Raw genomic sequence first — 12,195 nt, forward strand, 5'->3', positions numbered from 1 at the left:
GTCGTGTTAGCCCGCGAGCTTCTGGCGAAGGTCTGCGAGTCGTGCGGAGATGCTGCCGTCGATGACGTCGTCGGCGATCTGCACTCGCAGACCTCCGACCACGGCAGGGTCGATGACGACGTTGAGGGACACCTGACCGTCGTAGCGTCGCGACAGCGAGTCGCTGAGGCGGGCGCGCTGCGCGTCGGTCAGCGGGGCGGCGGTGTGCACCGTGGCGACCACACGACCGCGCTGGCTCGAGACGATGCTCATCGCGCGGTTGAGCAGGCGACGAACGCGTCGTTCGCGCGGCTGACGCACGAGCGACGTGATGATCAGCGTCGAAGCAGCGCTCGTCGAGCCGTCGGCCAGGAGGCGCTCGACGAGCACTCCCTTGGCGTCTTCTCCGCCGAGACGTCCGCCCAGGGCGAGTTCGAGCTCCGGGTTGGCGGCGACCACGCGGGAGAAACTGAACAGCTCCCCCTCGATGTCCGCATCCGGCTCGGCGATCGCTGCAGCGCGGATCGCGAGCTCCTCGACACCGTCGACGAGCTCACCCGCGTTGGACCAGCGCTCCGCCACGACCGTCTTCAGAACGCTCTGAGCGTCTGCAGAGAACCCGCCGAACACCGCGGCGACGACGTTCTGTCGTGCCGCGGCGGGAGCAGAGGGGTCAGCAAGCGCGCCGCTCAGCTGAGACGATTCGCTCACGGCACGTGCGGCAGCGAGAAGCTCCCGTGCGGTGTCGAGAGTGACGCCCTTCGCTGCGGCAAGCGTCTGGATGGATGCCGCGAGTGCCTGAGTGGTCGCGCTGCCCATTACTGAGCCGCCTTCTCGGATGCCTCGAGGTCGGCGAGGAAGCGGTCGACGACAGCCGTCGCACGTGCATCGTCGGAGAGCGTCTCGCCGACGACGCCGCCGGCGAGGTCGATCGCGAGCGTTCCGACCTCGCTGCGCAGCGAGACGAGAGCGGTCTGACGCTCGGCCTCGATCTGCGTGTGCGCGGTGGCGGTGATGCGTGCGGCCTCAGTGGTCGCGGCGTCCTTCGCCTCGGCGACGATCTTCTTGCCGTCCTCGCGGGCGGCCTCACGGATCTCGCCGGCCTCGGTACGCGCCTCAGCGAGCTGACGCGTGTACTCCTCGAGTGCCGCCTCCGCCTGCTTCTGCGCCTCGTCAGCCTTGGCGATGTTGCCCTCGATGGCGGCGGACCGCTCGTCGAGCATCTTCGTCAGTCGAGGAAGGGCGACCTTCCAGACCACGACGAGGATGACGATGAACCAGAGGCCCGACCAGATGATGTCGTACCACGCAGGGATGAGCGGGTTGTTCGGCTCACCCTCTGCTGCGAGGTTCGTGACAAGAGCGTTCAGCATCCTGTCTCCTTCAGAAGTCGGTGAGGATTACGGGAAGGGGATGAATGCGACGGCGATGCCGACGAACGCAAGCGCCTCGGTGAAGGCGATACCGATCCACATGAGGACCTGGAGACGGCCGGCCAGCTCGGGCTGACGGGCGACACCCTCGATGGTCTTGCCGACGACGATGCCGACGCCGATGGCCGGGCCGATGGCAGCGAGGCCGTAGCCGACCGCTCCGAGGTGACCGTTGATTTCAGCGAGAACCGTAGTAGCGTCCACGGGTTTTTCCTTTCGTTGGGTGGGAAGGCTGATGCCTGCCCGCTCAGTGCTCTTCTGCGACCGCGAGCTGGATGTAGACCGCGGTGAGGACGGTGAAGACGTATGCCTGGAGGACGGCGACCAGGATCTCGAAGATCGTGAAGGCGCCGCCGAAGGCGAGGGTTCCGACACCGAGCGCGGCCCAGCCGCCGCCTGCGGTGAAGAAGAAGAACTGGGTCGCGGAGAACGCGAGCACCAGGATCATGTGCCCCACGACGAGGTTCATGAGAAGACGCAGCGTCAGCGTGACGGGGCGCAGGATGAACGTCGAGATGAGCTCGATGATCGCGACGATCGGCATCGCGGCGACCGGCACGCCCTGAGGGAACAGGGAGTTCTTGAAGAACTTGAGTCCGTGGCGCTTGATACCCGCGTAGATGAAGGTCACGTAGCTGACCACGGCGAGCGTCAGCGGCACCGCGACGATCGCGGTTCCCGGCATGTTCAGGAACGGGATGATTCCCGTGATGTTCATGAACAGCACCATGAAGAAGATCGTGGTGAGGATCGGCAGGAAGCGATCGCCGTCCTTGCGCCCGAGCATGTCGTGGGCGACGTTGGTGCGGACGAAGCCGAGCCCCATCTCCACCAGGCTCTGGAAGCGTCCGGGTACGACCTTCATGCGTCGGGTGCCGAGCCAGAGGATCAGCACCACGGCGATCACCGCGAGCAACTGGACCAGGTGGATCCGGTTGACGGGGATCGGGCCTACGTAGAAGAGGATCTCCGGGAAGAAATCGTCGATCGAAGGGCCGTGGAACTCGCCGTCGGAGGCAAGTCGGGGGGTCAGGGTCGCAGCAAGATTAAACAGCGCGGGCTCCAGCTTCGGGGCACCGGTCTAAACCGGGGCGACGATGGTCGGTGTGCAATCAGCGCAAGCGCTCGCGGGCGAGCGGCGGGCACGGTTCAACAGTATCAGAATCTGAGGGTCCCCTAAGACCGCAGGCCCCCGTCGACCGGTCCCTCGTCGACCGGTCCCTCGTCGACGCGATTCGCGTTTCCGGGCGCACGATCTTCGGGCACCTCTGTCGGCAGCGTGGTGTCGCTCACGTTGGGCAGCCGCATACGGGTGAGCACGATCACATCGATGGCGAGCGACATCAGGACGCCGGCCACGATCGAGAGGAAGAACACCATCGGCTCCAGCCAGGGCTGGCCGGCGAGCAGGATCATCGCGACGACGAACAGTCCGAGCTTGAGCAGCCAGCCCCCGAGGACGATCGCGAAGAACAGCTGCACGTAGATCGGGTCCCCGTACCAGCGGTTCGCGATGAGGATGCTGATGCCGGTGATCGCCAGGAACACGGCTGCGAGCAGCACGCCCAACAGCCCGCTGATGAGCCCCTCTCCCCCGGCGACGGCGTAGCCGACACCGCCGGCGACGACGGCCAGCACGGCGGTCGCGACAGCCGACCAGATGAGGGTGCGACGCAGGATCGGCGTGCTGGAAACGGGGCTCGGGCTCATCAGGACTCCACGGGTGTCGGGTCGGTTTCGGCGGCCGCCTGCGCTCTTCCTGCGGCGGGTGGGGCTCAGGGTGACGACGAGGCACGCGGCGATGCCCACGACGCCGAAGCCGACGCCGGGAAGGTACTGGCCGGGCCAGTCCTCCCGCGCACCGACGTACATCAGCAGGACGGCGAGTGAGATGACGGCCGTCCATGCATAGAAGATGAGGACCGCGTCGCGGTCGCGGTGGCCGAGGTCCAGCATCCGGTGATGGAGGTGCTTGCGATCGGGCGAGAACGGCGAGCGACCGGCGCTCATGCGTCGCAGCACAGCCAGACCGAAGTCGAGCAGCGGCAGCAGCACGACCAGCAGCGGCAGGAGGATCGGCAGGAAGGCACCGATCAGCTGCGAGCGACCGAGGCGCTCGGGATCGAGAGCGGACGGATCCATCTGCCCGGTGATCGCGATCGCCGATGTCGCCATCAGCAGACCGATCACCAGAGCGCCCGAATCCCCCATGAACAGCTTCGCCGGGCTCCAGTTCAGCGGCAGGAAGCCGAGGCAGGCGCCGATCAGGACTGCGGCGAGGAACGTGGAGAGGTTGAAGTAGCTCGAGGCGCCGGAGTCACGCGTGAAGATGTAGGAGTACGCGAAGAATATGCCGTTAGAGATGAGGCACACCCCGGCGACGAGTCCGTCGAGTCCGTCGATGAAGTTCACCGCGTTCATCACGATCACGATCGCGAACATCGTGATCGTGATGCTCAGCCAGCTGGAGACCACGATGAGGTCGCCGAACGGCAGCGAGAGGATCTGCAGTCCGCCTCCGACGGTGATGAGTCCCGCGGCCAGGAACTGCGCGCCGAGCTTGATCATCCAGTCGATGTCCCAGAGATCGTCGACCACGCCGATGATCGCGATCAGGAGCGAGGCGCCCAGGATCGACCACATCGTCTGCGGAGGGATCCAGATGCTCTGGAAGAAGGGGTTGACGGCCGAGAATCCGAAGGCGGCGGCGATGCCGAGGAAGATCGCGACTCCGCCGAGGCGCGGCGTCGGCGTCGTATGCACGTCGCGCTCTCGGATGCCGGGGTAAAGCTTGAATCGGAGGCTGAGTCGCCAGACCGCCCAGGTCAGCGCGAAGGTGATCGCTGCCGTGAGGAGGACCGTGGCGAGATACTGCTTCACGAATCCGCGTCCTGCGGCTCCTCCGCATGCACGTGCTCCGCGTCCTGCGGCTCCTCGGGTTCGAGCAGATCGCCGAGCACCTCCTGCAGCTGCTCCCGCGTGACCGCTCCGTCTCGGAGGATGCGGACGGTGCCGGGTTCGGCATCCGTTCCACGACGGACCAGAGACGTCGCGTCGACGATGGTGGAGGCGATGCCGTCCTTGCTCAGACCGTCGGCGAGGTACACGGCGACGCTGTCGCCCAGCATCTCCTCCGCGTCCGACGCCGAGATCGCCGCGGGCTGGCCCGTGAGATTGGCGCTGGAAACGGCGAGCGGACCGGTCTCGGCCAGCAGCTCGAGGGCCACACGTCCCTCCGGCATCCGCACCGCGACGGTGCCGAGTGTCTCACCGAGGTCCCACACCAGCGAGGGCTGCGCGGGGAGCACGATCGTGAGACCGCCGGGCCAGAACGCGTCGACGAGGCGTTCGACCGGCTCCGGGACCGATTCGGCGAGAGCCGCGAGCGTCTCCTTCGTCCCGATCAGGACGGGCGGCGGCTGATCGCGACCCCGCCCTTTCGCGTCGAGCAACCGCTGGACGGCGGCCGGGGAGAAGGCGTCGGCGGCGACGCCGTACACGGTGTCTGTGGGCATCACGATGAGTTCGCCACGGCCGATCGCCTGGCGCGCATGGCGCATGCCGGCGAGCAGCTGCGAGTCATCGCGGCAGTCGAAGATGGTTGACATGACGGTTCGATTCTACGTTGCGCGAGTGCTGCAGATGCTCCGAGCCGGCTGATCAGGGCCGGAGTGCGGTGGTGGTGCGATCCCGCAGGGTGAGATCGCGATGCGTCGCCGGCGCGCGCCACCCGTCCGCGGCGAGGATGTCCCTGATCGATTCGCCCTGCAGTTCGCCGTGCTCGATCACGAGCAGGCCTCCGGGATGCAGGAGCGCGAGCGCCCGGGAGCTGAGCACGCGCACGATGTCGAGGCCGTCCTCTCCGCCATACAGCGCCATCGCCGGGTCGAAGAGCCGCACCTCCGGATCGCGCGGAATCGCGGCGTCCGGCACGTACGGCGGATTCGAGATGACGACCGATGCCGTGCCGTCGAGCTCGGGGAAGGCCTCCCCCAGGTCGGACAGCACGAGCGTCAGATTGTCGACGCCGGCGACGTTCCGGCTCGCCCATGCGTGCGCATCCTCGGAGAGCTCGGCGGCGAAGACGCGGGCGTGCGGAACCTCCGTCGCCATCGCGAGGGCGATCGCACCGCTGCCGGTGCCGAGGTCGACGCCGATCGGTGCGGGGTCCGCGGAGTTGAGCAGTGCATCGATCGCGTACTGCACCACCGTCTCGGTCTCCGGCCGCGGCACGAAGACACCGGGTCCGACAGCCAGCTCGAGATGACGGAACGGGGCCGTGCCGGTGATGTGCTGCAAGGGTTCGCGCGCGGCACGGCGCGTCACCAGGGCTTCCAGGGCACCCGCCGACTCGTCGTCGATATCGTCTCCGCGGATGATCGCGGCCTGCACCTCGCCGCGTCGCCGACCCAGCACATGCCCGGCGAGCAGCTCCGCGTCGACCAGAGGATCCGGGACGCCGACGTCGGCCAGGCGCTGAGCGGCGGCACGGACGAGCGCCGCAAGAGAGGTGTCGGACATGGCTTCCAGCGTAGAGCGCGCTGAGCTGTCACAATGCCGCTGCGACAAGGCCCCTCCCCTAGGCTGGACCGGCAGCGACCCCCGCACAGGAAGGCTCCTCATGCCCGGCATCCACTCCGACATCACGACCGCGTTCGGCAACACGCCGCTCGTGCGTCTGAACCGCGTGACCGAGGGCCTCGGGGCCACTGTGCTCGCCAAGCTCGAGTACTACAACCCGGCATCGAGCGTGAAGGACCGCATCGGCATCGCCATGATCAACGCCGCGGAGTCGTCGGGCGAGCTGAAGCCCGGCGGCACGATCGTGGAGTCGACGAGCGGCAACACCGGCATCGCTCTCGCCATGGTCGGCGCCGCCCGCGGCTACCGGGTCATCCTGACGATGCCGGCCTCCATGTCGAAGGAGCGTCGAGTGCTGCTCAAGGCGTTCGGCGCGGAGATCGTGCTCACCGATCCCACCAAGGGCATGAGCGGCGCTATCGAGGAGACCAAGCGCATCGTCTCGGAGACGCCCGGCGCGATCTGGATCCGCCAGTTCGAGAACGCGGCCAACCCCCAGATCCACCGCGAGACCACGGCGCAGGAGATCCTCCGCGACACCGATGGCGCGGTCGACATCTTCATCGCGGGTGTCGGCACCGGCGGAACGGTGACCGGAACCGGACAGGCCCTCAAGGCCGCGAAGCCCGGGGTGCAGGTCATCGCCGTCGAGCCCAAGGACTCGCCCGTGCTCACCGAGGGCCACCCCGGCCCGCACAAGATCCAGGGCATCGGCCCGAACTTCGTCCCCGACGTGCTCGACCGCGATGTGCTCGACGAGATCATGACCGCCGAGTTCGACGAGTCGCTGCGGGTCGCCCGCGACCTCGCCGCCAAGGAGGGTCTGCTCGTCGGCATGTCCTCCGGCGCGGCTGTCGCGGCGGCGCTCAAGGTGGCCGCTCGCCCGGAGAACGACGGAAAGACGATCGTCGTCGTGATCCCGGACACCGGTGAGCGCTACCTCTCCACCGCGCTGTTCGAGGACCTGCGCGAAGACTGAGGGTTTCGATGGGCATGATCGGGCGGATGCGCGAGGACGTCGCGGCGGCTCGCCTTCGTGACCCCGCCGCGCGCAGCAGTGCCGAGGTCGCTCTGCTGTATCCGGGGCTCCACGCCATCTGGGCGCACCGCGTGTCGCACGCGCTCTGGCGACGCCGGCTGCGGTTGCTCGCGCGCGCGGGCTCGCAGTTGTCGCGCTGGCTGACCGGGATCGAGATCCATCCCGGCGCGCGGATCGGTCGCCGGTTCTTCATCGATCACGGGATGGGAGTGGTGATCGGCGAGACCAGCGTGATCGGCGACGATGTGATGCTCTACCACGGTGTGACTCTGGGCGGACGGACGCGCACCTCCGGCAAACGCCACCCGACACTCGGCGACGGGGTCGCGGTCGGTGCCGGCGCGAAGATCCTGGGCCCCGTGACCATCGGCGCTCACTCCGTCGTCGGAGCGAATGCCGTCGTCACCCGCGATGCACCGGCCGACAGCATCCTCGTCGGGGTTCCCGCGAAGCCGCGTCAGCGCCACACCGGCGAGGACACCAGAGCGCTGCTCACCGCGCCGGACTACGCGATCTGAGCGTCGGCGAGACCGAGGGGCTCAGCGCCGCTTGGTCTTGACCGCCTCGACCTTCTTGCGCAGGAAGATCAGAGGAGGCAGCACGCTGCCGAGCGCGGTGATGAGCCAGACGATCACCGAGCCGAGAAGCCAGCCGGTGAGGTCGGTGATGCGCAGTCCGCCGATGGGCAGCAGCACCACGATGATGAGCGAGATCAGCGTCGAGAAGATGCCGATGCCGCCCATGAGCACGGGGGCATATCGCGTGGCCATCTTGCCCACCCACGGCGCGAGCACGCTCTGCAGGATCGCGAAGATCAGGATGCAGACGACGAAGCCCCACCACTTGTCCCACTCGATCTGGAAACCGTCGAGGGCGAGGTCGGCGGCGATCAGGCCGAGACCGGCCGACACGACATACATCAGACCGCGGAACAGAAGTGTGATCACGGCCCGATCATAGCGTTCGCGTGGCGCGTCAGGAGTCGGAGCCGACCGCGGCGAGCCGCGCTTCCTCGTCCGCCGTGATCGCGCTCTCGATCAACGGGTCGAGCGCTCCGTCCATGACCTGATCGAGGTTGTACGCCTTGAAGCCGGTGCGGTGATCCGCGATGCGGTTCTCGGGGAAGTTGTAGGTGCGGATGCGCTCCGAACGGTCCATGCCGCGGATCTGCGACCGACGGGCATCGGAAGCCGCGGCATCCAGCTCCTCCTGCTGGCGCGCGAGCAGACGGGCGCGCAGCACGCGCATGCCGGCCTCACGGTTCTGCAGCTGGGACTTCTCGTTCTGCATCGACACGACGATGCCGGTCGGCACGTGGGTGATGCGCACCGCGGAGTCGGTCGTGTTCACGGACTGACCGCCGGGACCGGAGGAGCGGAACACGTCGATCTTGAGGTCGTTCTGGTCGATGTGGATCTCTTCGGGCTCGTCGACCTCGGGGAAGACCAGCACGCCGGTGGTCGACGTGTGGATGCGCCCCTGCGACTCGGTCGCCGGAACGCGCTGCACGCGGTGCACGCCGCCCTCGTACTTCAGATGCGCCCACACGCCCTGGGCGGGGTCGGAGGACGATCCCTTGATGGCGACCTGAACATCCTTGTAGCCGCCGAGGTCGGACTCGTTCCGCTCGAGCAGCTCGGTCTTCCAGCCCTTGGACGCCGCGTACTGGATGTACATGCGCAGCAGGTCGGCGGCGAACAGCGCGGATTCCGCACCGCCCTCCCCCGCCTTGATCTCCATGATCACGTCGCGAGCATCGTCCGGATCGCGCGGGATGAGCAGACGCCGCAGCCGTTCCTGTGCGGTCTGCAGCTCCTCTTCCATCGCCGGGATCTCGGCCGCGATCGACTCGTCCTCCCGCGCGAACTCGCGCGCGGTCTCCAGATCATCGGTCGCGGCGATCCAAGCCTCGTACGCGGCGACGATGCGGGACAGCTCGGCGTAGCGGCGGTTGACGCGCTTCGCGCGGGCGGCGTCGGCGTGCACCGCCGGGTCGGAGAGCTCCTCCTGCACCCGGCGATGCTCGTCGATCAGAGTCTGGACGGACTCGAACACGGCTCAGCCGCTCAGCGGATGTTGTTGTCGTGCCCGTGCGCACCCGAGGGAAGCGTCGGGATCGACTTCTGCATCTGCACGAGGAACTCGACGTTCGAGTTGGTCTCCTTGAGCTTGCCGAGGACGACCTCGAGAGCCTGCTGCTGGTCCAGGCCCGCGAGAGCGCGACGCAGCTTCCACGTGATCTTGACCTCGTCGGCCGAGAGCAGCATCTCTTCGCGACGGGTGCTCGACGCGTTCACGTCGACCGCCGGGAAGATGCGCTTGTCGGCGAGGGCGCGGGACAGGCGCAGCTCGCTGTTGCCGGTGCCCTTGAACTCCTCGAAGATGACCTCGTCCATCTTGGAGCCGGTCTCCACCAGCGCCGTGGCGAGGATCGTGAGGGATCCGCCGTTCTCGATGTTGCGCGCCGCACCGAAGAACCGCTTGGGCGGGTACAGCGCCGACGCGTCGACGCCACCGGTGAGCACGCGACCGGACGCCGGGGCAGCCAGGTTGTACGCGCGGCCGAGGCGGGTGATCGAGTCGAGCAGCACGACGACGTCGCGACCGAGCTCGACCAGGCGCTTCGCACGCTCGATGGCGAGCTCGGCGACCGTGGTGTGGTCTTCGGCGGGACGGTCGAACGTCGAGGCGATGACCTCGCCCTTGACCGAGCGCTCCATGTCGGTGACCTCTTCGGGGCGCTCGTCGACGAGCACGACCATGAGGTGGACCTCGGGGTTGTTCTGCGCGATCGCGTTCGCGATCTGCTGCAGGACGATCGTCTTGCCGGCCTTGGGCGGTGCGACGATGAGGCCGCGCTGGCCCTTGCCGACCGGGGCGACCAGGTCGATGATGCGCTGGGTCAGCTTCTCGGGGGCCGTCTCCAGGCGCAGACGCTCCTGCGGGTACAGCGGGGTGAGCTTGCCGAACTCCACGCGGGTTGCCGCGTCGTCCACCGACAGGCCGTTGATCGAGTCGACCTTGACCAGCGCGTTGTACTTCTGGCGGCCCTGCTGCTCGCCCTCGCGAGGCTGCTTGATCGAGCCGACGACGGCGTCACCCTTGCGGAGGTTGTACTTCTTCACCTGGCCGAGCGAGACGTACACGTCGCTGGGACCGGCGAGGTAGCCGGTGGTACGCACGAAGGCGTAGTTGTCGAGGACGTCGAGGATGCCGGCGATCGGGATGAGGACGTCGTCCTCGCCGATCTCGGTGTCGAACTCGTCGGTCGGGACACCGCTGCGACGCTTGTTGCGCTGACGGTTGCGGTTGTTGCCACCGGACTGGTCATCGTCGGCGGGCTGAGCCTGCTGCTCCTGCGCGGCACCGTTCTGGCCACGGCCACGGTTGCGGCTGCGGTTGCGGTTGCGACCACGGCCGCCCTGCTCCTCGCCGCCCTCGGAGTCGTCGTCGTTGTCGTTGTTCTGCGCGTTATTGTTCTGCGCGTTGTTGTTCTGCGCGTTGTTGTTCTGCGCGTTGCGGCCCCGAGCGTTGCCGTTCTGGGCCGGCTCGGCGGGAGCTGTCTCAGAAGCGGCATCCGCCGCGGGGGCCGCATCTGCGGCTTCGGCCTCGGGGGCTGCCGTCTTCTGGGCGCCACGGCGTCCGCGGCCGGTCGACTTGGGCGCCGACTCCGCCGGAGCTTCTGCCGGAGCGGCATCTGCGGCGGGTGCCTCTGCCGGAGCGGCTTCCGCGGTCGGCGCCTCGGCATCCGCCTTCTTCGCACGGCTGCGACGCGGTGCCTTCGCCTTGGGCGCGGCCTCCGCGGGCTCCGCCGATGCCTCAGCGGGCGCCGATGCGGTCTTCGGCTCGGACTCTGCCTTCGGCGCGGCTTCCGCCTTCTCGGCCTTCGCCGCCTCGGCCTTCTCGGCCTTCGCCGCCGCCGTGGCGGTGCTGGCACGACGCGGTGCGCGCTTGCGCGCCGGTGCAGCCTCGGTCGCGGGGGCTTCGGACACCGAAGCGGACTGGTCGTTCTGGGTCTCGGAGAGGTTCTCCACGAGTACTCCCTTATATGTCATGGGGAATGAGCGTTGAACGCACACAACGGGTGCTGCGCGCGATCGCACGGGCTGACGCTCGGCGCCAGCCAGCCTCGGCACTTGTGCCACAGGGATTTGCGTGCGGGTCTTGCAAGAGTTGCAATGGGGCCAGATTCACGTAGTTACGTGGAGCCCTCCGCTCGAGTCCCCACTGTACCACCACGCACGTCGACTGCGAGCAGGAGCGCCTCCCACGGGGTGTCGGTGACTCGATCAGCCAGCTCCACCGCGTCCTGGCGGCTGCCCGGCCCGTCGGCCAGCACGAGCACACTGGGACCGGCACCGGAGACGACGGCTGCGAAGCCCGCCTTGCGCAGCGCCTGCACGAGCCGCTGCGTCTCGGGCATCGCCTCGGCGCGATAGTCCTGATGGAGGCGGTCGGCGGTCGCGTCGAGGAGCAGTTCCGGACTCTGCATCAGGGCCGCGATCAGCAGCGCGGAGCGCGAGACGTTGAACACCGCATCCGCAGTCGAGACGTGCGGAGGCTGCAGCGAACGCGCCTGCGAGGTCGACATCGTGTACGCGGGGACGAGCACGAGGGGCGAGACGCCGCGGTGCACGAGCAGCTTCTTATGCTGGGGCCCGCGCTCCCCCATCCAGGCGATCGTCAGCCCGCCGAAAAGCGCCGGAGCCACGTTGTCGGGGTGGCCCTCCAGCTCGGTGGCGAGACGAAGGAGGTCGGCGTCGCCGATCTCGACGTCGCCGGCGAGCAGTCCCTTCGCGGCGAGAACTCCGGCGGCGACGGCGGCACCCGATGAGCCCAGTCCGCGGCCATGCGGGACGCCGTTCTCCGCGATGATGCGCAGACCCGGGGCGGGGCGACCCGCATCGGCGAAGACGTACGCGATCGTGCGGACGATGAGGTTCGACTCATCGCGCGGAATCTCGGCCGCACCCGAGCCGGTCACCTCGATCTCGAGCTGACCGGCCGGCAGCGCCGTGACCTGCAGGGTGTCGTAGATGCTGAGCGCCAGGCCGAGCGTGTCGAAGCCGGGGCCGAGGTTCGCGCTCGTGGCCGGCACCCGAACCTCGACGGTGCGGTCTTCCACCGGATTGCCCTCGACGGGGGCGAGGGCTGACGCCATCG

General features: G+C 68.1%; 13 protein-coding genes. 2 read left to right on the forward strand and 11 right to left on the reverse strand.

Annotated elements, in window-relative coordinates; all coding sequences use genetic code 11:
* Positions 1-6: 6 nt before the first annotated feature.
* The 7 genes from ACWGO6_RS02345 to prmC all read right to left on the reverse strand — a co-directional run bounded on the left by ACWGO6_RS02345 (position 7) and on the right by prmC (position 5,933).
* Positions 7-798 (reverse strand): F0F1 ATP synthase subunit delta, encoded by a 792-nt coding sequence (locus tag ACWGO6_RS02345; protein ID WP_136043245.1) that lies wholly within the window; start codon positions 796-798, stop codon positions 7-9.
* Positions 798-1,352: a F0F1 ATP synthase subunit B gene (locus ACWGO6_RS02350; RefSeq protein ID WP_136043244.1), complete on the reverse strand. Its 555-nt coding sequence runs from the start codon at positions 1,350-1,352 to the stop codon at positions 798-800. Before ACWGO6_RS02350 ends, ACWGO6_RS02345 begins: the two co-directional genes overlap by 1 nt.
* Before the next feature lie 27 nt (positions 1,353-1,379).
* Complete coding sequence (atpE, locus tag ACWGO6_RS02355; RefSeq protein WP_017830994.1) at positions 1,380-1,616, reverse strand: ATP synthase F0 subunit C; 237 nt, start codon at positions 1,614-1,616, stop codon at positions 1,380-1,382.
* Between the two features lie 43 nt (positions 1,617-1,659).
* Entirely contained in the window at positions 1,660-2,328 is a 669-nt protein-coding gene (gene atpB / locus ACWGO6_RS02360; protein ID WP_376105004.1) for a F0F1 ATP synthase subunit A, read from the reverse strand.
* A gap of 260 nt (positions 2,329-2,588) precedes the next feature.
* On the reverse strand, positions 2,589-4,292 hold the full coding sequence (locus ACWGO6_RS02365) for an MraY family glycosyltransferase (protein WP_452325745.1): 1,704 nt from the start codon (positions 4,290-4,292) through the stop codon (positions 2,589-2,591).
* Positions 4,289-5,020 (reverse strand): L-threonylcarbamoyladenylate synthase, encoded by a 732-nt coding sequence (locus ACWGO6_RS02370; RefSeq protein WP_136043240.1) that lies wholly within the window; start codon positions 5,018-5,020, stop codon positions 4,289-4,291. Before ACWGO6_RS02370 ends, ACWGO6_RS02365 begins: the two co-directional genes overlap by 4 nt.
* A 52-nt stretch (positions 5,021-5,072) precedes the next feature.
* Positions 5,073-5,933 (reverse strand): peptide chain release factor N(5)-glutamine methyltransferase, encoded by an 861-nt coding sequence (gene prmC, locus ACWGO6_RS02375; RefSeq protein ID WP_136043239.1) that lies wholly within the window; start codon positions 5,931-5,933, stop codon positions 5,073-5,075.
* Between the two features lie 100 nt (positions 5,934-6,033).
* Here prmC and cysK point away from each other — a divergent pair, with 100 nt between their 5' ends.
* On the forward strand, positions 6,034-6,972 hold the full coding sequence (gene cysK, locus ACWGO6_RS02380; RefSeq protein WP_136043238.1) for a cysteine synthase A: 939 nt from the start codon (positions 6,034-6,036) through the stop codon (positions 6,970-6,972).
* A gap of 8 nt (positions 6,973-6,980) precedes the next feature.
* Entirely contained in the window at positions 6,981-7,550 is a 570-nt protein-coding gene (epsC, locus tag ACWGO6_RS02385) for a serine O-acetyltransferase EpsC (protein WP_136043237.1), read from the forward strand.
* 21 nt (positions 7,551-7,571) lie between these two features.
* On the opposite strand, the gene ACWGO6_RS02390 is transcribed toward epsC, so the two are convergent.
* From ACWGO6_RS02390 to thrB, 4 genes are all read right to left on the reverse strand, one after another.
* Positions 7,572-7,979, reverse strand: coding sequence for a hypothetical protein (locus ACWGO6_RS02390; protein WP_452325746.1), 408 nt, complete (start codon positions 7,977-7,979; stop codon positions 7,572-7,574).
* Positions 7,980-8,007: 28 nt separating this feature from the next.
* Positions 8,008-9,087, reverse strand: a complete 1,080-nt coding sequence (gene prfA, locus ACWGO6_RS02395) for a peptide chain release factor 1 (RefSeq protein WP_136043236.1) — start codon at positions 9,085-9,087, stop codon at positions 8,008-8,010.
* 11 nt (positions 9,088-9,098) lie between these two features.
* Entirely contained in the window at positions 9,099-11,066 is a 1,968-nt protein-coding gene (gene rho / locus ACWGO6_RS02400; RefSeq protein ID WP_136043235.1) for a transcription termination factor Rho, read from the reverse strand.
* Positions 11,067-11,230: 164 nt separating this feature from the next.
* On the reverse strand, positions 11,231-12,193 hold the full coding sequence (gene thrB / locus ACWGO6_RS02405; protein WP_136043234.1) for a homoserine kinase: 963 nt from the start codon (positions 12,191-12,193) through the stop codon (positions 11,231-11,233).
* Positions 12,194-12,195: the final 2 nt, after the last annotated feature.

It is taken from the genome of Microbacterium sp. NPDC055665 (genome assembly GCF_053618035.1).

Bases quoted from the DNA above. Each gene is read 5' to 3' on its own strand.
- cysK (WP_136043238.1), top strand. From the start codon at position 6,034: ATGCCCGGCATCCACTCCGACATCACGACCGCGTTCGGCAACACGCCG.
- thrB (WP_136043234.1), bottom strand. From the start codon at position 12,193: ATGGCGTCAGCCCTCGCCCCCGTCGAGGGCAATCCGGTGGAAGACCGC.
- ACWGO6_RS02370 (WP_136043240.1), bottom strand. From the start codon at position 5,020: ATGTCAACCATCTTCGACTGCCGCGATGACTCGCAGCTGCTCGCCGGC.
- ACWGO6_RS02345 (WP_136043245.1), bottom strand. From the start codon at position 798: ATGGGCAGCGCGACCACTCAGGCACTCGCGGCATCCATCCAGACGCTT.
- prmC (WP_136043239.1), bottom strand. From the start codon at position 5,933: ATGTCCGACACCTCTCTTGCGGCGCTCGTCCGTGCCGCCGCTCAGCGC.
- ACWGO6_RS02350 (WP_136043244.1), bottom strand. From the start codon at position 1,352: ATGCTGAACGCTCTTGTCACGAACCTCGCAGCAGAGGGTGAGCCGAAC.
- epsC (WP_136043237.1), top strand. From the start codon at position 6,981: ATGGGCATGATCGGGCGGATGCGCGAGGACGTCGCGGCGGCTCGCCTT.